The organism is Variovorax sp. 54, assembly GCF_002754375.1.
In the GTDB taxonomy this organism is placed as follows: Bacteria; Pseudomonadota; Gammaproteobacteria; order Burkholderiales; family Burkholderiaceae_C; genus Variovorax.
The window spans coordinates 1135367-1153654 of the sequence record NZ_PEFF01000001.1; the positions used below are offsets into that span (position 1 = coordinate 1135367).

Here is an 18288-nt window from a genome sequence, read left to right on the forward strand (position 1 = left end):
GGCCTGTTGTCAGTGCGCGCCGGCGGCCGCGTCGCCGCCCGCCCCGCCCTTTTGCGGCCGCGCCAGCCACACCAGCGGGATCAGCAGCAGGAACAACACGGCCGAGGCATAAAAGATGTCGTTCGTTGCGAGCATGAACGACTGCTGGTCGACGAGGCGGTTGATCTGCCCGAGCACCTGCTCGGTGCTCAAGCCGCTGCCCGTCAGCCCCGCGATGGCACTGGTGGCCGCGCTGTTGCCCGGGTTCACCGACTCCACGAGTTGCGCGTGGTGCAGGGCTGCGCGGCTGTCCCACAGCGTGGTGGCGATCGAGGTGCCCATGGCGCCCGCGGTGATCCGCAGGAAGTTCGACAGCCCCGACGCGGCCGGGATGCGGTCGGGCGTGAGGCCCGACAGCGTGATGGTCACGAGCGGGATGAAGAAGAACGCCATCGCGATGCCCTGGATGATCGTCGGGATGATGATCGTCACGAAGTCGGCCTGCGTGTTGAAGTTCGAACGCATCCACAGCACCAGCGCAAACACGAGGAACGAGAAGGTTGCGTAGCGGCGCGGGTCGATCTTGGCCACCGTGAGGCCCACCACGGGCGAGAAGAAGATCGCCAGCATGCCCACGGGCGCCATGATCATTCCCGCCTGCGTGGCGGTGTAGCCCATCCACTGCTGCAGCCACAGCGGCAGCAGCACCACGTTGCCGAAGAACAGGCCGTAGGCGATGGCCGTGGCCACCGCACCCGACCAGAAGTTGCGGCGCTTGAACAGCGACAGGTCGACCACCGGGTGCTTGTCGGTCAGCTCCCAGACCAGGAAGAACGCGAAGCCGACCACGGCCACCACGGCCATCGTGACGATCTCGGCGGAGTGGAACCAGTCGAGTTCCTTGCCCTTGTCGAGCATGAGCTGCATCGAGCCCACCCACAGCACCAAGAGCGCCAGCCCGATGGCGTCGATCGGCACCTTGTGCGTCTTGCTCTCGCGCTTGTGATACAGCGTCCAGGTGATGGCCGCGGCCACGATGCCGACCGGGATGTTGATGTAGAAGATCCACGGCCACGAGATGTTGTCGGTGATCCAGCCGCCGAGCAGCGGCCCCATCACGGGCGCGACCAGCGTCGTCATCGACCACATCGCCATGGCCAGGCCGGCCTTGGCCTTCGGGTAGCTCGACAGCAGCAGCGTCTGCGACAGCGGGATCATCGGCCCCGCCACGAAGCCCTGCAGCGCACGGAACAGGATCAGCGTGGTCATGTTGGGCGCCAGGCCGCACAGCAGCGAGGCGACCATGAACAGGATCACGCTGGCCATGAACAGGCGCACCTGGCCGAAGCGCTGGGTCATGAAACCCGTGAGCGGCACCGCGATGGCGTTGGCCACCGCGAAGCTGGTGATGACCCAGGTGCCTTGCGTGGTGCTCACGCCAAGGTCGCCCGAGATGGCCGGCAGCGACACGTTCGCGATCGACGAGTCGAGCACGTTCATGAAGGTGGCGGCGGACAGCGCGACCGTGCCCCACACGCGGGCGGAGCCCTCGAGCGGGGGGTGCGCGATGTAAGCGGGAGCAGCAGTGGCCATGGCGCGGGCTGTGAAGGTTCAGCGAATCAGCGCTGCGATCAGCCCGGCTGGCCCTGCGTGGCGACGTGCGCGGCCGGTGCAGCAGTGGCTGGGGCCGGACGGCTCACGGCCGCCGTGGGCGCGCCGCGGCCGAGGTTGGCGGCGACGATGCGGTCCACCTCGGCGTCGGCGCCGCGGTCGAGCTGGCTGTAGACCTGCGTCTGCGCGAAGGCGGTGCTGCGCGGCGCGTCGGCCAGCATCTTGCCGGTCTTCTGCGTGATGTCGATCTCGGCGTCCATCGACAGGCCGATGCGCAGCGGGTTGGCCTTGAGCTGCTCGGGGTCGAGCGCGATGCGCACGGGCACGCGCTGCACCACCTTGATCCAGTTGCCGGTGGCGTTCTGCGCCGGCAGCAGCGCAAAAGCAGCGCCGGTGCCCACGCCCAGGCCGGCGACCTTGCCGGTGTACTCGACCTTCTTGCCGTACACGTCGGCCGTGAGCTTCACGGGCTGGTCGATGCGGATGTTGCGCAGCTGCACTTCCTTGAAGTTGGCGTCGACCCACAGCTGGTGCAGCGGCACGATCGACATCATCGGCGTGCCGGCGGCCACGCGCTGGCCCAGCTGCACGGTGCGCTTGGCAACGTAGCCGTCAACCGGCGCAGGCATGGCCACGCGCTGCGTGGCGAGGTAGGCCTCGCGCACCTTGGCGGCGGCGGCCAGCACGCTCGGGTGCTGGGCCACGCTGGTGCCTTCGGTCAGCGACTGGTTGCTGGCCAGCGCCTCGCGCGCGGCGACCACGCCGGCCTGTGCGGCAGCGAGCGCGCTCTTGGCATTGGCCAGTTGCGTCTCGGCGTGGTTGAGTTCTTCCTTCGACACGGCGCCGTTGCCCGACAGCGCGCGGCGGCGCTGCAGGTCGTCCTGCGCCTTGGCGATGTCGCTCTGGGCCTTGGCGATGTCGGACTGGCGCAGCGTGACCTGCGCGGCCAGCGAGCCGTTGTTGGCGTACAGCGTGCGCACCTGACGCACGGCCTGCGCGAGCGCGGCCTCGGCCTGCTCGAGCGCGACCTTGGCGTCGGCCGGGTCGAGCTGCACCAGCGGCTGGCCGGCCTTCACGAAGTCGGTGTCGTCGGCGCCGATGGCCATGACGGTGCCGCCGATCTGCGGCGTGATCTGGATGACGTTGCCCTGCACGTAGGCGTTGTCGGTGTTCTCGTAGTGGCTGGCGACCAGCCATTCGTACAGGCCCCAGCCACCGCCGGCGACCACCACGACGGTGGCGAGGACGGTGAGTGCGCGGCGGCGCTTGCCGTTGCTTGCAGGCGCCTCGGGCGCTGCGGGGGTGGGCGCGTTGGAAGACGGGATGGAAGCGGATGTCGGAGTGTTGTTATCGCTCATGATGGAGTTCTTTCCGAAGAAGGCGGATCAGCAAATCAGTTCTGGGTGGCGGCCGTCGGGGCCGCAGCCGTCGCGGTGGCCGGCGGCTGCCAGCCGCCGCCCAGGGCGCGCGCCAGGCCCACCTGCGTGTCGAGGGCGCGGGCCGCCAGGTCGACCGCGAGGCGGCGCTGGGCCAGTACGGCGGTTTCGGCGGTCAGCACGTTGAGGTAGTTGCCCAGGCCCGCGCGGTAGCGCTGCACGGCAATGTCGTAGGCGCCTTCGGCGGCCGTCTGCGCGGCGCGCTGTTCGGTCTGCTGGCGCGTGATCGACTGCGCGCTCGACACCTGGTCGGCCGCGTCGCGCACGGCATCGAGCACGGTGGCGTTGTAGCTTTCGATGGCCACGTCGAGGTCGGCCGACTTGCCGCGCAGGTTGGCGCGCAGGCGCCCGCCTTCGAAGATCGGCAGGTGGATGGCCGGGCCCACGCCCCACTGCTCGCTGCCCGACTTGAGCAGCCTGCCGAAACCCAGGCTCTGGAAGCCGGCAAAGGCCGTGAGGTTCACGTTGGGATAGAACTGGGTCTTGGCATTGGCCACGTCGCTGGTGGCGGCTTCGACGCGCCAGCGCGCGGCGGCGATGTCGGCGCGGCGGCCCAGCAGGTCGGCCGGAATGTTCGCCTGCAGCGCCATCGGCTTCACGCCGGCGAGCACCGGCGGCTTGAGCGACGCCGACACGTTGGGCTGGCCCACGAGCGCATCGAGCGCGTGCTGCTGCAGCGCGATCTGCTCGTTGAGCGCTTCGATCTGCTGGCGTGCTTCAGGCAGGCCGCCTTCGCTCTGGCGCAGTTCGAGGCGCGTATCGAGGCCGGCCGAGACGCGGTCGCGCACCAGCTTGAAAGTTTCATCGCGCTGGGCCAGCGTGCGCTTGGCCACCTCGACCTGTTCGTTCAGGCGCGCCCACTGAAAGTAGCTGCGCGTCACGTTGCTCGCGAGCAGCACGCGCGCGGCATCGGCGTCGGCTGCCGCGGCATTGGCCGCGCCGAGGGCGGTGTCGAGTGCGCTGCGGTTCTTGCCGAAGAAGTCGAGCTCCCAGCTCGCGCCGAGCTGCAGCAGGCCGATGTTCTGCGTGGAGCCGCCCAGCGGCGCCGGGTAGATGTAGTTGCTGTTGAACTTCTGGCGGTTCAGGTTCAGGTCGGCGCCGACCTTGGGCAGCAGCGCCGCGCCGGCGATGTCCGCCGAGGCCTGGGCGCGCACGAGGCGCGCACGCGCGACCTGCAGGTTCGGGTTGCCGGCCACGGCCTGGTCGACCAGCGCATTGAGCTGGCTGTCGCCGAAGGCCTGCCACCACTGGCTGTCGAGGGCGGGCACGGTAGCGCGCGCGGGGTCGGCCGCGATGCCGAGCGTGGTCGCATCGCGCAGCGTGGCGTGCGAGCCGATGCCGGCCATGTCGGCGCAACCGGCGAGCGCGACCACCGCCAGCGCGGCGGCCACGACAGGCGTGCGGCGCAGCGCGCGCACGGCGAAAGACTCAGTCATTCTTCTCTCCACGGGCCGCGAGGCCCTGTGCGTTGTCGAGGATGCGGCGCAAGTAGTCCTTGAGCTGCTCCCATTCTTCGGGGCTGAAGCCGGCCAGGTACTCGTTCTGTACCCGGCTCAGCACATAGGGCACTTCCTTCGCGGCCGCACGGCCTTCGTCGGTGAGTTCGATGTTGACCACGCGGCGGTCTTCGAGCGAGCGCACGCGGCGGCACAGGCCCTTGGCTTCGAGGCGGTCGAGCAGGCGCGTCATGGCGCCGGTGTCGAGTTCGCAGGCGCGGGCGAGTTCGGCCACCGTGGTGGCGGCGCCGGCGTGCAGCTTGTACAGCGGCACCCACTGCGGGTACGTGGGGCTGCCGGGTTCGCACATGCGCGTGCCGACCGTCTGGCCCACGGACGTGACGATGCGGCGCATCAGGTAGCCGATGCTCTCTTCGGCGCGGTAGTCCTCGGCGCGATAGAAGTCGGCCGGCGCACGCGCGGCCTCGTCGGGCGCCGGGGGGGCCTGGGGAATGTGGGCATCGCTCATGCCCAAAATATTAGCTGCCATGACAATTACTGTCAAGGCGACCTTTGTGGGGGCAAGGGCTCGGTAGAATTCGCGCCCATGGCTTCTTCCCCTCCGTCGTCCTCCGCAGCCAAGGGTTCGCCCCGCTCGCTGTCGGGGTTGCGCCCCTTCCTTCGCCCCTACCGCGTGCAGATCGTCCTGGCGGGGGTCTTCCTGGTGATGGCGGCCGTCACGACGCTGGCCTTCCCTATCGCCCTGCGCAGCCTGATTGACGGCGGCTTGGTCAGCGCCGACAAGGGCGCGCAGACCATGGCGCTGCGCGAGCACTTCGGTGCCCTCTTCGCGGTGGCCGTGGCGCTGGGCCTGTTTTCGGCCGCACGCTTCTACACGGTGAGCTGGCTCGGCGAGCGCGTGACGGCCGACCTGCGCAATGCGGTCTACGGCCACGTGCTACAGCAGAGCCCGGCCTTCTTCGAGACCACGCAGACGGGCGAGGTGCTGTCGCGCCTCACGGCCGACACCACGCTCGTGCAGACAGTCGTCGGCTCGTCGCTGAGCATGGGCCTGCGCAACGCCGTCATGGGCGTGGGCGCGCTGGCGGTGCTGGTCTGGACCAATCCTTATGTGATGGTGCAGGTGCTGGGCATCCTGGTGCTGGTGGTGCTGCCGAGCATGTGGTTCGGCCGCCGCGTGCGCAAGCTCTCGCGCGCCAGCCAGGACCGCGTGGCCGACTCGAGCGCCATCGCGGCCGAGGTGCTGAACGCGATTCCCGTGGTGCAGAGCTACACGGCCGAAGGCCGCGAGGCCGACCGCTTCAACGGCTCGACCGAGAACGCCTTCCATACCGCCGTGCGCCGCACGCGCGCACGCTCGGTGCTCGTGGCCTTCATCATCATCGCCACCTCGGCCGCCTTGCTTTGGGGCCTGTACGAAGGCACGCAGGCCGTGCTGCGCGGCGACATCACGGCCGGCCACCTGGGCCAGACGGTGGTGTACGTGGCGATCCTCGCGAGCGCCACGGCGGTGCTCGGCGAGGTGTACGGCGACCTGCTGCGCGCAGCCGGTGCCACCGAGCGCCTGATGGAGCTGCTGCATGCGCCGACGGCCATCGCCTCACCCGCACGGCCGGCGGTCGCGCCCGTTCCCGCCGCGGGCAGCGCCATCCGCTTCGACGCGATCACCTTCCACTACCCCTCGCGGCCGGGCACGCCGGCGCTGCGCGACTTCAGCCTGGACATCGCGCCGGGCGAAACCGTGGCGCTGGTGGGATCGAGCGGCGCGGGCAAGAGCACGGTGTTCCAGCTGCTGCTGCGCTACTACGACCCGCAGTCGGGCCGCATCGTGCTCGACGGCGCATCACTGGACGCGCTCGCGCTGCACGACCTGCGCACCCGCATCGGCCTCGTGCCGCAGGACGCGGTGATCTTTTCGGCCAGCGCCTTCGAGAACATCCGCTACGGCCGGCCCGAGGCCAGCGCCGACGAAGTGCACGCCGCGGCGCGCGCCGCCTTCGCGCACGACTTCCTGCAGGCCCTGCCCGAAGGCTACGACACCTTCCTGGGTGAACGCGGCGTGCGGCTGTCGGGCGGCCAGCGCCAGCGCATCGCCATCGCACGGGCCATCTTGAAGAACCCGCCGCTGTTGTTGCTGGACGAAGCCACGAGCGCGCTCGACGCCGAGAGCGAACGCATGGTGCAGGCCGCGCTGGAATCGGCGATGGAAAACCGCACCACGCTCGTGATCGCCCACCGCCTGGCGACCGTGCAGAAGGCCGACCGCATCATCGTGCTGGACCACGGCGGCATCGTCGAACAGGGAACGCACGCGGCGCTGGTCGCGCAAGGCGGCGTGTACGCGCGGCTGGCTGCGCTGCAATTCACGGCCTGACCCGATCCCCGATATCGATCGGGTCGGTCGGTTACTGCAGGGTTTCTTTCAGCGCCGCCGGAATCGGCAGCGCCATCACCGGAATGCCTTCGTCGAGCAGCGCCTCGGTCTGCTCCGGCGTGGCCTGGCCGCGGATGCCGCGCTCGGCGGTTTCGCCGTAGTGCATCCTGCGCGCCTCGTCGGCGAAGCGGTCGCCGACGTCTTCGGTCTTGGCCAGCACTTCGCGCACGGCGCGCATCCAACGGGCTTCGGGTGATGAAGTCGCGGTTGCGGATACTTGAGTGGAAGGCGGTGCGGGCGCCGACGGCGTGTGGGCCGCGTCGCGCCCTTCTTCCTTCGGCGCCTTGGCGTTGCTCAGGTTCAGGCGGGGCGCGCTCAGCAGCTTGACGATCGCGGTGTCACCGCAGACCGGGCACTCGACGAGGCCGCTTGCGAGCTGGCTGTCGAACGCTTCATTGGACGCGAACCAGCCCTCGAAGCCGTGGCCGTGCGTGCAGCGGAGATCGAGGACCTTCATGCGCGGATTATCCCGCGCCGCCTTGCGAGGCTGCGGCCTGCCAATCCAGTGCCCATGCGCCCGAGAGGACGTTCTGCAGCCACAGGGCGCAGGTGAGCGTCTTTGCGTCGGTCACGGTGCCGTCGCGGCACCAGCCGATGAGCTCCTGCGGCGTGGCAGTGAACACGTCGAGAAACTCGCCATGGTCGAGCTTGCGCTCGCCCAGCGAGAGGCCGCGTGCAAAGTAGATGTGGATGATTTCGGTCGAGTACGCCACCGCCAGGTGCGTGGCCCCGGCATGCGCCCATTCGCGCGCGGTGTAGCCGGTTTCCTCGAGCAGTTCGCGCTGGCCGCACAGCAGCGGATCTTCGCCGGCGTCGAGCTTGCCCGCGGGAAACTCGACGATCACGCGGTCCACCGGGTAGCGGAACTGGCGCTCCAGCACCACGCGGCCGTCGTCGAGCAGCGGAATCACCACCACTGCGCCGGGATGCACCACGTACTCACGCGTGGCGCTGTGGCCGTCGGGCAGGCGGATGGTGTCGCGCTTGGCGTGCAGGAACTTGCCCTTGAAGAGCTCCTCGCTGCTGACGAGCGCTTCTTTCAAATGCGAATCGGGGGCGGGAGAAGTCATGTCGGTCAGTGCCTGTGCTTCATCAGGTAGCGCCAGGTGAATCCCGGGAAGGCCAGCACGACGAACAGCGAAGCCGTCACCGCGTAGAACTCCCAGCCCTGCGCCGCGATCTGCCCTGCCCTGCGTTCGAACAGCAGGCCGATGCCGCCGGCAATGAAGTACAGCACCACCAGTTCGCCGAAGCGGATGGCGAGGGACTTGTGCTTGGCCGACAGCGGCACCGCCCCGAACAGGCGTTCATTGAGGAACGGCAGGTTGGCGGCCGCCAGGGCCACCAGCAGCACCACCCAGACCGACGCGGTTTGCGACACCTGTGCGGGCCGCGTCAGTGGGCCAGCGTGGCCGCGATGGCGTCGTAGCACAGCGTCATCAGACCGCCGGGCAAGACACCAAGAATCAGGATCAGCGCGCCGTTGATCGTGAGCACGGTGCGCACGTCGAACGAGGCCGACACGGTGGTCGCCGTGACAGGTGCGTCGAAGTACATGACCTTGACCACGCGCAGGTAGTAGAAGGCGCCGATCAGCGACATGATCACGGCGAACACCGCCAGGCCGATGTAGATGGCGGCACCCGAGGCGATCAGCGCTTGCAGCACGGCCAGCTTGGCGTAGAAGCCGACCAGCGGCGGCAGGCCGGCCAGCGAGAACATCGCGATGGCCATCACGCCGGCATACAGCGGGCTGCGCTGGTTCAGGCCGGCCAGGTCGGTGATCTCTTCGCTTTCGAAGCCTTCGCGCGCCAGCAGCAGGATGATGCCGAAGCTCGCCAGCGTGGTCAGCACGTAGGTGATGACGTAGAACATCGAGGCGCTGTAGGCGGCCTGCGCGTTCTGCGTGCCCTGCTGGTCGGAACCCGCCACCAGGCCCAGCAGCATGAAGCCCATCTGCGCGATGGTCGAGTAGGCCAGCATGCGCTTGAGGTTGCTCTGCGCGATGGCGGCCAGGTTGCCGATCACCAGCGAGGCGATCGCCAGCACGGCCAGCATCTGCTGCCAGTCGATGGCCAAGGGCTGCAGGCCGTCGACCAGCAGGCGGATGATGATGCCGAAGGCAGCCAGCTCGGGCGCGGCACCGATCAGCAGCGTGACCGCCGTCGGCGCGCCCTGGTAGACGTCGGGCACCCACATGTGGAACGGAGCAGCGCCAACCTTGAAGGCCAGGCCCGCCACGATGAAGACCAGGCCGAACACCAGCACCTGGTGGTTCACCTTGCCGGTCGAGATCGCCTTGAAGACTTCGTTCAGGTCGAGCGAGCCGGTCGCGCCGTACATCATCGACAGGCCGTACAGCAGGAAGCCGCTGGCCATCGCGCCGAGCACGAAGTACTTCATGGCGGCTTCGCTGGCCACCGCGTTGTCGCGGCGCAGGGCCACGAGCGCGTAGCTCGACAGCGTGAGCAGCTCGAGGCCGAGGTAGATCAGCAGGAAGTTGCTGCCACCGATCATCACGAACATGCCCAGCAGCGCCAGCATGCTGATCGTGAACAACTCGCCGCCGCGCAGCATCTCGCGGTCGGCCGCGTAGGGACGGCCGTAGACCAGCGTCACCATCAGGGCGAGCGAGGCGAAGCACTTGAGCCAGTTGCCCATCGAGTCGCTCACCACCATGCCGCCGAAGCCGTAGGCGGTCTTGCCGCCGACAGCGGCCAGGCCCGTGAGCACAGCCACCGCCGCCAGCGTGAGCAGCGTCAGGATGTAGGTGCGGGTGCGGCGCGGGCTCGTGTCCGACAGGTCGACCAGCGCAATGATGCAGGCCATGACCAGCAACACGATTTCGGGGTAGATCGTCACCCAGCTGAGTTTGTCAATCATCTCGTTCTCTTCTTCAGCGTGGCATCAGACGGGCAGCTTCGAAATCGCCACATGGCGCAGAAGCTCGACGACGGAGGCATCCATCGCGTCGGTGAAAGGCTTCGGATACAGACCCATCCAGAGCACGGCGATCGCCAGCAGCGACAGCATCAGGAACTCGCGGGCGTTGATGTCCTTGAGTTCCTTGACGTGGTCGTTGGCGACCGGGCCCAAGTACACGCGCTTGTACATCCACAGGGTGTAGGCGGCGCCGAAGATCAGTGCGGTGGCTGCCCCCAGGCCGATCCAGAAGTTGGCCTTCACGGCGCCCAGGATCACCATCCATTCGCCCACGAAACCGGCGGTGCCCGGCAGGCCGCAATTGGCCATGGCGAACAGCAGCGCGAACGCGGCGAACTTGGGCATGGTGTTGACGACGCCGCCGTAGTCGGCAATCTGGCGCGAGTGCACGCGGTCGTACAGCACGCCGATTCCCAGGAACATGGCGCCCGACACGAAGCCGTGGGCAATCATCTGCACAATGCCGCCGGACACGCCGAGCTCGTTGAAGATGAAGAAGCCCAGCGTCACGAAGCCCATGTGGGCCACCGACGAGTACGCCACCAGCTTCTTCATGTCCTGCTGCACCAGCGCAACGAGGCCCACGTAGATCACGGCGATGAGCGACAACGCGATCATCAGCCACGCCCATTCGTGCGAGGCGTCAGGTGCAATGGGCATCGAGAAGCGCAGGAAACCGTAGGCGCCCAGCTTCAGCATGACCGCGGCCAGCACGGCCGAACCGCCCGTGGGGGCCTCGACGTGCACGTCGGGCAGCCAGGTGTGGACCGGCCACATCGGCACCTTGACGGCGAAGGCCGCGAAGAAGGCAAAGAACAGGAAGGTCTGCGCGGTCGAACCCAGCGGCAGCTTGTGCCAGCTCAGGATGTCGAAGCTGCCGCCCGACTTGTTGTACAGGAAGATCAGCGCGACCAGCATTAGCAGCGAGCCGAGCAGCGTGTACAGGAAGAACTTGAACGCCGCGTAGATCTTGTTCGGGCCACCCCAGATGCCGATGATCAGGTACATCGGGATCAGCGTGGCTTCGAAGAACACGTAGAACAGGATGCCGTCGAGCGCAGAGAACACGCCGATCATGAAACCCGACAGGATCAGGAACGCGCCCATGTACTGGTTCACGCGCTCGGTGATCACTTCCCAGGCCGAGATCACGACCACGACCGTGATGAACGAGGTCAGCAGCACCAGCCACAGCGACATGCCGTCGATGCCCAGGTGGTAGTTGACGTTGAAGCGCGAGATCCAGCTCGTCTTCTCGACGAACTGCATCGCGGCGGTTCCGTTCTGGAAGCGCATGAACAGCGGCACCGTGACCAGGAAGCTCACGATGGCACCGACGAGCGCGACCCAGCGCACGCCCTTGGCGTGCTCGTCGCGGCCAAACGCCAGCAGCGCGGCGCCGAATGCGATCGGCACCCAGATGGCAAGGCTCAACAAACCCATTTTTCTTTTTCTCCAGCGTTCGGGCTCAACGTTTGAACCAGACGAAGTACGTCATCAGGATGAAGATGCCCAGCAGCATCGCAAAGGCGTAGTGGTAGATGAAGCCCGTCTGCAGCCAACGGATGACACCTGCGACGCGCCCCACCACCTTCCAGGACCCGTTGACGATCGTGCCGTCGATCAGGCCCTGGTCAGCGCCCTTCCACAGGCCGGTACCGAGCATGCGGGTACCGCGGGCAATGATGTTTTCATTGATCCAGTCGAGGTAGTACTTGTTCTCGAGCAGACGGTAGACCGGACCGAACGTCCGCTTGATGGCGGCCGGCAGGGCCGGGTTCATCATGTACATGTAGTACGAGAGCGCCACGCCGGCCAGCGCCAGCCAGAACGGTGCGGTCTGCAGGCCGTGGATCGCCATGGCGACCGGGCCGTGGAAGGCTTCCTTCAGCTCGCCCATCGCGTGGTGCTTGGCACCGTCCACGAAGATCGCGTCCTTGAAGAAGCTGCCGAACAGCATCGGGTCGATGGTCATGAAGCCGATCACCACCGAGGGGATCGCCAGCAGCACCAGCGGCAGCCAGACCACCATCGGCGATTCGTGCGGCTTGTGGGCGTCATGGCCATGGCCGTGATCGTCGTGGCCGTGATCGCCATGGGCATCGTGCGCATGGTCGTCATGGTGCGCATCGGGGTTCTGGTCGTAGCGTTCCTTGCCGTGGAAGACCAGGAAGTACATGCGGAACGAGTAGAACGCCGTCACGAACACGCCGGCCAGCACCGCGTAGTAGGCGAACTGCGCGCCCCACAGGTGGCTTTCGTGCACGGCCTCGATGATGCTGTCCTTCGAGTAGAAGCCCGAGAACAGCGGCGTGCCGATGAGCGCCAGCGAACCCAGCAGCGAGGTGATCCAGGTGATGGGCATGTACTTGCGCACGCCGCCCATCCAGCGGATGTCCTGGTTGTGGTGCATGCCGATGATCACCGAGCCTGCACCGAGGAACAGCAGTGCCTTGAAGAAGGCGTGCGTCATCAGGTGGAACACCGCGACCGAGTAGGCCGAGGCACCGAGCGCCACCGTCATGTAGCCGAGCTGCGAGAGCGTCGAGTACGCAACCACGCGCTTGATGTCGTTCTGGATGATGCCCAGGAAGCCCATGAACAGCGCGGTGATGGCACCGATCACGAGGATGAAGCTCAGGGCCGTGTCGCTCAGCTCGAACAGCGGCGACATGCGCGCCACCATGAAGATGCCGGCCGTCACCATGGTCGCCGCGTGGATCAGCGCCGAGATGGGGGTCGGGCCTTCCATCGAGTCGGGCAGCCACACGTGCAGCGGGAACTGGGCGCTCTTGCCCATCGCGCCGATGAACAGGCAGATGCAGATCACCGTGATGAGCATCCACTCGGTGCCCGGGAAGGTGATGCCGGCCAGCATGTTGGCCTTGGCGAAGGCTTCGGTGTAGTTCAGCGTGCCTGCATAGGCGGCGATCAGGCCGATGCCCAGGATGAAGCCGAAGTCGCCCACACGGTTGACCAGGAAGGCCTTCATGTTCGCGAAGATGGCCGTGGGCTTGTTGAACCAGAAGCCGATCAGCAGGTACGACACCAGGCCCACCGCTTCCCAGCCGAAGAACAGCTGGAGCATGTTGTTGCTCATGACGAGCATCAGCATCGAGAAGGTAAAGAGCGAGATGTACGAGAAGAAGCGGTTGTAGCCGTCGTCTTCTTCCATGTAGCCGATGGTGTAGATGTGGACCATCAGCGACACGAAAGTCACGACGCACATCATCATGGCCGTGAGGCCGTCGACCAGGAAGCCGACTTCCATCTTCAGGCCGCCGACGATCATCCACTCGTAGAGCGTCTGGTTGAAGCGGGCACCGTCGACGATGACCGACTTCAGCGTCAGCGCCGAGATCACGAAGGCGACGAACACGCCCAGGATGGTCAGCGAATGCGTGACCTTGCGGCCGATGTGGTTGCCGCCGAACTTGGTGCCGAACAGGCCGGCAAGTGCGGCGCCGACCAGGGGTGCCAGCGGCACGGCCAGCAAGGTGGATGCGGAAAGGGTTGCGCTCATGCTGAGACCGCCCGTAGGGCCGCCCCAAGGGCGGTCTGCGCCCCCTCGGGGGGCAGCGAATACACGAAGTGAGGAGCGTGGGGGCCCATGTCTTAACCCTTGAGCGAATTGAGTTCGTCGACGTTGATGCTCGACTTGTTGCGAAACAACAGGACCAGCAACGCGAGGCCGATGGCCGATTCGGCCGCTGCCACCGTCAGGATGAAGAACACGAAGATCTGGCCGTGCATGTCGCCCAGGTAGTGCGAGAAGGCCACGAAGTTCATGTTGACCGCGAGCAGCATCAGCTCGATGGCCATGAGCAGCACGATCAGGTTCTTGCGGTTCAGGAAGATGCCGATCACCGACAGCGCGAAGAGCATCGCGCCGAGCGAGAGAAAGTGTCCGAGCGTGATCGTCATGCCTTGTTTTCCTTTGCAGCATCCGCTGCCGGGGCCTCAACCACCGGCTCGGCCGCACGCGTGACGGGCATCTGCACGATGCGCACGCGGTCGCGCGCCTTCACGCGCACCTGGTCCGACGGGTTGACGTACTTGCTGTCCTTGCGGGTGCGCAGCGTCAGTGCAATGGCGGCAATGATGGCCACCAGCAGGATGACCGCGGCGATTTCCAGCGGGTACAGGTATTCGGAATACAGCAGCTTGCCCAGCTCGAGCGTGTTCGAGCTGTTGGGCGAGGTCGTCGCCATGGCGCGCGGGCCTTCGCCCAGGCGGAAGCCGCCCATGAGCACGGCCGCCATTTCGAGCGCGATGAGCGCGCCGACGCCTGCAGCCAGCGGGAAATGCTTCCAGAAGCCCTCTCGCAGGCCGTCGACGTCGATGTCCAGCATCATCACGACGAACAGGAAGAGCACCATCACGGCGCCGACGTACACGAGCACCAGTGCGATCGCGAGGAACTCGGCACGCAGCAGCAGCCAGATGGCCGAGGCCTGGAAGAAAGCCAGCACCAGGTACAGCGCGGCGTACACGGGATTGCGGGAGGTGATGACGCGGAAGGCTGCAAACAGCAGCACCGCGGCAAACAGATAGAACAGACCGGTCTTGACGTCCATTGGAATTCGATTGGTACGGGTTTCGAGCGGAGCCGGCTCAGCGGTACTTGGCGTCGGCCGCCTTGTTCGCCGCGATTTCTTTTTCGTAGCGGTCGCCCACGGCCAGCAGCATGTCCTTGGTGAAGTACAGGTCGCCGCGTTTTTCGCCGTGGTATTCGAAGATGTGCGTCTCGACGATCGAATCGACCGGGCAGCTCTCTTCGCAGAAGCCGCAGAAGATGCACTTGGTCAGGTCGATGTCGTAGCGCGTGGTGCGGCGCGAGCCGTCGTCACGCACGTCGGATTCGATGGTGATGGCCAGTGCGGGGCACACGGCCTCGCAGAGCTTGCAGGCGATGCAGCGCTCTTCGCCGTTCTCGTAGCGGCGCAGCGCGTGCAGGCCGCGGAAGCGCGGCGACAGCGGCGTCTTCTCTTCGGGAAACTGCACGGTGATCTTGCGCGCGAAGGCGTACTTGCCCGTGATGGCCAGGCCCTTGAACAGTTCGAACAGCATGAAGCTGCCCAGGAAGTCCTTGAGCGAGAACGGCGCGGAGGCCAGCTTGGAGGGGCGCGAAAGCCCCCCGGCGGTGTGTGAAGCAGTCATGATGTCGTCGCTTCCTGCTTATTTCCAGATGTTGAACGGCGTCTGCATCCAGCCACCGACCACGACCAGCCACACCAGGGTGACGGGAATGAAGATCTTCCAGCCCAGACGCATGATCTGGTCGTAACGGAAGCGCGGGAACGTCGAACGCACCCACAGGAACATGGTGACCACGCAGAAGGTCTTGAGGCCCAGCCAGATCCAGCCCGGAATGAAGCTCAGGAACTCGAACGGCGGCAGCCATCCGCCGAGGAACAGGATGACGGTCAGGATCGAGACCAGCCACATGTTGGCGTACTCGGCCAGGAAGAACATCGCGAAGCTCATGCCCGAGTACTCGATCATGTGGCCGGCCACGATTTCGGACTCGCCTTCCACCACGTCGAACGGGTGACGGTTGGTTTCGGCCAGGCCCGAGATGAAGTAGACGACGAAGATCGGCAGCAGCGGCAGCCAGTTCCACGACAGGAAGCCGATGCCCAGGTCTTGGAACATGCCCTTGCCCTGCACCGTCACGATGTCGGACATGTTCAGGCTGCCCGTGACCATCAGCACCACGACGAAGCAGAAGCCCATCGCGATTTCGTAGCTCACCATCTGTGCCGAGGCGCGCAGCGCGCCCAGGAAGGCGTACTTCGAGTTCGAGGCCCAGCCGGCGATGATCACGCCGTACACCTCGAGCGAGGTGATGGCCATCACGAACAGCAGGCCGGCGTTGATGTTGGCCAGCGCCACATCCGGGCCGAAGGGAATCACGGCCCATGCGGCGAGCGCCGGCATGATGGTCATGATGGGGCCGAGCAGGAAGAGGCCCTTGTTGGCGACCGTCGGAAGAATGATTTCCTTGGTCATCAGCTTGAGCGCGTCGGCGATCGGCTGCAACAGGCCCAGCGGCCCGATGCGGTTCGGGCCCACGCGGATCTGCGTGAAGCCGATGGCCTTGCGTTCCCACAGCGTGAGGTACGCCACGGCGCCCATCAGCGGGATCACGACGACGATGATCTTGATCAACGTCCAGATGACGGGCCAGACGACGGCGGTCCACCAGCCTGCGGCGACCAGCCCCAAGCCGAAGCCATGAATTGCGTCGATCATGCCAGTGCCTCCTCGGCACGCGCCGGTGCACCCGGTGCGGTCGATGCGTTGCGCGCATCGGCGGTCAGCTGCAGCGACGGTGCGCGACGCACGATCGAGTCGAGCTGATAGATGCTCGCGACCACGGGCGCAGCCACGGCGCCGCTGGCCGCGACAGCCCTGGCGGACGTGGCGTTGCTCAGCGCATTCGCCGGCACGGTGCCCTTGTCACCGATGGTGGAGAGCACCTCGGCGGTCGATTCGAAGGCGAAGCCCGGCAGGCCGAGCAGGTTCGCCAGCACGCGCAGCACCTTCCAGGCCGGACGCGTTTCGCCTTGCGGCTTCACGACGGCATGGAAACCCTGCACACGGCCTTCCGCGTTGACGAAGGTGCCGGGCGTTTCGGTGAACGGGGCGATGGGCAGCAGCACGTCGCTGAATTCGAGGTTGGCCTTGAAGGGGCTCAGCGTGACCACCATCTGCGCATTGCCGATGACATCGGCGGCGGCAGCACCGGCGGCCGAGTCGAACACCGGCTCGGTGTTCAGCAGCAGCACGGCCTTGAGGCCGGAGCCGGCGGCGAGCATGCGGCCGGCGTCGAGGCCGCCGTTCTGCGGGAAGGCGCCGACGAGCTGTGCGCCCACGGTGTTGCCCGCTTCGGTCAGGTAGCCGACGGTGGCGCCGGTCTGTGCGCCGATCCAGTTCGCGAGGGCCAGCAGGCTGCTGGCTTGCGCGTGGTGCGCGGCGGCATTGCCGAGCAGGATCGCCTTGCGCTCGCCGCTCAGCAGCGAGGCTGCGATGGCTTGTGCGGCGGCGTCGGGCGCGTTCTTCGGTGCCAGCGGTGCGGCAGCGCCGTTGGTCTGGCCGATGGCAGCGGCCACGGCGGCCAGCGCCTCGACCCACTGGTCGGCTTCGACGATGGCCGCTTGCGCCACGTCGATGGCCCAGGCACCGCGGTCGGCCATGAGGCTGGACGAGGTGATCACCGACAGCGCGGCGCCCTTGCGCACGGCCTGGCGGATGCGCTGAGCGAACAGCGGGTGTTCCTTGCGCAGGTTCGAGCCGACGACCAGCGCGCGCTGCACTTGCGTGAGCGAGGCGATCGACGTACCGAGCCAGCGCACGCCTTCGAAGGCCGTGAATTCGGCGTTGCGCAGGCGGTAGTCGATGTTGTCGCTGCCGAGTTCACGCGTGAGCATGGCGGCGAGCTGCAGCTCTTCGAGCGTGCTGTGCGGGCTGACCAGCGTGCCGATGCTTTGCGCACCGTGGTCGGTCTTGATCTGCTTGAGGCCGTTGGCGACGTACTCGAGCGCCGTCTGCCAGTCGACCTGCTGCCATTGGCCGCCCTGCTTCAGCATGGGCTGGGTCAGGCGTTCCGTGCCGTTGAGCGCTTCGTACGAGAAGCGGTCGCGGTCGGCAATCCAGCATTCGTTGACGTCTTCGTTCTCGAGCGGCACCACGCGCATCACGCGGTTGTTCTTGACCTGGACGATCAGGTTGGCACCGGTGGAGTCGTGCGGGCTCACCGACTTGCGGCGCGACAGTTCCCAGGTGCGGGCGCTGTAGCGGAACGGCTTGCTCGTGAGCGCGCCGACCGGGCAGATGTCGATCATGTTGCCCGACAGTTCGGAGTCGACCGAGTCGCCGAGGAAGGTTTCGATTTCGGAGTGCTCGCCGCGGTGCGACATGCCGAGCTCCATCACGCCGGCCACTTCCTGGCCGAAACGGACGCAGCGCGTGCAATGGATGCAGCGGCTCATTTCTTCCATGCTGATCAGCGGGCCGACGTCCTTGTGGAACACGACGCGCTTTTCTTCTTCGTAACGCGAAGAAGAACCGCCGTAGCCGACGGCCAGATCCTGCAGCTGGCACTCGCCGCCCTGGTCGCAGATGGGGCAATCCAGCGGGTGGTTGATCAGCAGGAACTCCATGACGGACTGCTGGGCCTTGATGGCCTTGTCGCTCTTGGTGCGAACGATCATGCCCTGCGTGACGGGCGTGGCGCAGGCCGGCATCGGCTTGGGCGCCTTTTCCACGTCGACCAGGCACATGCGGCAGTTGGCCGCGATGCTGAGTTTCTTGTGATAGCAGAAGTGCGGAATGTAGGTGCCCGCCTTTTCGGCCGCATGCATCACCATGCTGCCTTCGGTCACTTCGACCTTCTTGCCGTCGAGTTCGATTTCGATCATGTCTG

Annotated in this window: 16 protein-coding genes; 1 reads left to right on the top strand and 15 read right to left on the bottom strand. The window is 66.5% G+C overall.

Annotated features, from left to right (window positions below; all coding sequences use genetic code 11):
- Nucleotides 1–9: 9 nt before the first annotated feature.
- From CLU95_RS05025 to CLU95_RS05040, 4 genes are read right to left on the bottom strand one after another with little or no spacing between them, the layout of a single operon-like run.
- Nucleotides 10–1572 carry a DHA2 family efflux MFS transporter permease subunit gene (locus CLU95_RS05025; protein WP_099790989.1) on the bottom strand — a complete coding sequence of 521 codons (1563 nt, stop codon included), beginning with the start codon at nt 1570–1572 and terminating at the stop codon, nt 10–12.
- Between the two features lie 38 nt (nt 1573–1610).
- On the bottom strand, nt 1611–2948 hold the full coding sequence (locus tag CLU95_RS05030; RefSeq protein ID WP_099790991.1) for an efflux RND transporter periplasmic adaptor subunit: 1338 nt from the start codon (nt 2946–2948) through the stop codon (nt 1611–1613).
- 35 nt (nt 2949–2983) lie between these two features.
- Nucleotides 2984–4462, bottom strand: coding sequence for an efflux transporter outer membrane subunit (locus tag CLU95_RS05035; protein WP_099790993.1), 1479 nt, complete (start codon nt 4460–4462; stop codon nt 2984–2986).
- Nucleotides 4455–4991, bottom strand: coding sequence for a MarR family winged helix-turn-helix transcriptional regulator (locus tag CLU95_RS05040; protein WP_099797124.1), 537 nt, complete (start codon nt 4989–4991; stop codon nt 4455–4457). Before CLU95_RS05040 ends, CLU95_RS05035 begins: the two co-directional genes overlap by 8 nt.
- Nucleotides 4992–5069: 78 nt before the next feature.
- Here CLU95_RS05040 and CLU95_RS05045 point away from each other — a divergent pair, with 78 nt between their 5' ends.
- Nucleotides 5070–6857, top strand: a complete 1788-nt coding sequence (locus CLU95_RS05045; RefSeq protein ID WP_099790995.1) for an ABC transporter transmembrane domain-containing protein — start codon at nt 5070–5072, stop codon at nt 6855–6857.
- Between the two features lie 31 nt (nt 6858–6888).
- Here the strand turns inward: CLU95_RS05045 and CLU95_RS05050 are convergent, their stop codons facing one another.
- The 11 genes from CLU95_RS05050 to nuoG form a co-directional block, all read right to left on the bottom strand.
- Nucleotides 6889–7374, bottom strand: coding sequence for a DUF1178 family protein (locus CLU95_RS05050; protein ID WP_099790997.1), 486 nt, complete (start codon nt 7372–7374; stop codon nt 6889–6891).
- 7 nt (nt 7375–7381) lie between these two features.
- Nucleotides 7382–7987, bottom strand: a complete 606-nt coding sequence (locus CLU95_RS05055; RefSeq protein ID WP_180288548.1) for an NUDIX domain-containing protein — start codon at nt 7985–7987, stop codon at nt 7382–7384.
- 5 nt (nt 7988–7992) lie between these two features.
- On the bottom strand, nt 7993–8298 hold the full coding sequence (locus CLU95_RS05060; RefSeq protein ID WP_099791001.1) for a DUF2818 family protein: 306 nt from the start codon (nt 8296–8298) through the stop codon (nt 7993–7995).
- 14 nt (nt 8299–8312) lie between these two features.
- A complete protein-coding gene (gene nuoN, locus CLU95_RS05065; protein ID WP_099791003.1) occupies nt 8313–9800 on the bottom strand; it encodes an NADH-quinone oxidoreductase subunit NuoN in 1488 nt (495 codons plus the stop codon).
- Nucleotides 9801–9824: 24 nt separating this feature from the next.
- Nucleotides 9825–11303 carry an NADH-quinone oxidoreductase subunit M gene (locus tag CLU95_RS05070; RefSeq protein WP_099791005.1) on the bottom strand — a complete coding sequence of 493 codons (1479 nt, stop codon included), beginning with the start codon at nt 11301–11303 and terminating at the stop codon, nt 9825–9827.
- A gap of 25 nt (nt 11304–11328) precedes the next feature.
- Nucleotides 11329–13383, bottom strand: coding sequence for an NADH-quinone oxidoreductase subunit L (gene nuoL / locus CLU95_RS05075; RefSeq protein ID WP_099791007.1), 2055 nt, complete (start codon nt 13381–13383; stop codon nt 11329–11331).
- Between the two features lie 92 nt (nt 13384–13475).
- Nucleotides 13476–13784 (bottom strand): NADH-quinone oxidoreductase subunit NuoK, encoded by a 309-nt coding sequence (nuoK, locus tag CLU95_RS05080; RefSeq protein WP_099791009.1) that lies wholly within the window; start codon nt 13782–13784, stop codon nt 13476–13478.
- Entirely contained in the window at nt 13781–14437 is a 657-nt protein-coding gene (locus CLU95_RS05085) for an NADH-quinone oxidoreductase subunit J (protein ID WP_099791011.1), read from the bottom strand. The genes nuoK and CLU95_RS05085 overlap by 4 nt, the downstream gene beginning before the upstream one ends.
- 37 nt (nt 14438–14474) lie before the next feature.
- A complete protein-coding gene (gene nuoI, locus CLU95_RS05090) occupies nt 14475–15020 on the bottom strand; it encodes an NADH-quinone oxidoreductase subunit NuoI (RefSeq protein ID WP_013542405.1) in 546 nt (181 codons plus the stop codon).
- 18 nt (nt 15021–15038) lie between these two features.
- Nucleotides 15039–16115 (bottom strand): NADH-quinone oxidoreductase subunit NuoH, encoded by a 1077-nt coding sequence (gene nuoH, locus CLU95_RS05095; RefSeq protein ID WP_099791013.1) that lies wholly within the window; start codon nt 16113–16115, stop codon nt 15039–15041.
- Entirely contained in the window at nt 16112–18283 is a 2172-nt protein-coding gene (nuoG, locus tag CLU95_RS05100; protein ID WP_099791015.1) for an NADH-quinone oxidoreductase subunit NuoG, read from the bottom strand. Before nuoG ends, nuoH begins: the two co-directional genes overlap by 4 nt.
- Nucleotides 18284–18288 lie beyond the last annotated feature (5 nt).

What these genes read in the sequence shown, in the direction of transcription:
- nuoK (WP_099791009.1), bottom strand. Translation starts at nt 13,784, where the DNA reads ATGACGATCACGCTCGGACACTTTCTCTCGCTCGGCGCGATGCTCTTC.
- CLU95_RS05040 (WP_099797124.1), bottom strand. Translation starts at nt 4,991, where the DNA reads ATGAGCGATGCCCACATTCCCCAGGCCCCCCCGGCGCCCGACGAGGCC.
- nuoL (WP_099791007.1), bottom strand. Translation starts at nt 13,383, where the DNA reads ATGAGCGCAACCCTTTCCGCATCCACCTTGCTGGCCGTGCCGCTGGCA.
- nuoG (WP_099791015.1), bottom strand. Translation starts at nt 18,283, where the DNA reads ATGATCGAAATCGAACTCGACGGCAAGAAGGTCGAAGTGACCGAAGGC.
- CLU95_RS05070 (WP_099791005.1), bottom strand. Translation starts at nt 11,303, where the DNA reads ATGGGTTTGTTGAGCCTTGCCATCTGGGTGCCGATCGCATTCGGCGCC.
- nuoI (WP_013542405.1), bottom strand. Translation starts at nt 15,020, where the DNA reads ATGACTGCTTCACACACCGCCGGGGGGCTTTCGCGCCCCTCCAAGCTG.
- CLU95_RS05045 (WP_099790995.1), top strand. Translation starts at nt 5,070, where the DNA reads ATGGCTTCTTCCCCTCCGTCGTCCTCCGCAGCCAAGGGTTCGCCCCGC.
- CLU95_RS05030 (WP_099790991.1), bottom strand. Translation starts at nt 2,948, where the DNA reads ATGAGCGATAACAACACTCCGACATCCGCTTCCATCCCGTCTTCCAAC.
- CLU95_RS05085 (WP_099791011.1), bottom strand. Translation starts at nt 14,437, where the DNA reads ATGGACGTCAAGACCGGTCTGTTCTATCTGTTTGCCGCGGTGCTGCTG.
- CLU95_RS05025 (WP_099790989.1), bottom strand. Translation starts at nt 1,572, where the DNA reads ATGGCCACTGCTGCTCCCGCTTACATCGCGCACCCCCCGCTCGAGGGC.
- nuoN (WP_099791003.1), bottom strand. Translation starts at nt 9,800, where the DNA reads ATGATTGACAAACTCAGCTGGGTGACGATCTACCCCGAAATCGTGTTG.
- CLU95_RS05050 (WP_099790997.1), bottom strand. Translation starts at nt 7,374, where the DNA reads ATGAAGGTCCTCGATCTCCGCTGCACGCACGGCCACGGCTTCGAGGGC.
- CLU95_RS05035 (WP_099790993.1), bottom strand. Translation starts at nt 4,462, where the DNA reads ATGACTGAGTCTTTCGCCGTGCGCGCGCTGCGCCGCACGCCTGTCGTG.
- CLU95_RS05055 (WP_180288548.1), bottom strand. Translation starts at nt 7,987, where the DNA reads ATGACTTCTCCCGCCCCCGATTCGCATTTGAAAGAAGCGCTCGTCAGC.
- nuoH (WP_099791013.1), bottom strand. Translation starts at nt 16,115, where the DNA reads ATGATCGACGCAATTCATGGCTTCGGCTTGGGGCTGGTCGCCGCAGGC.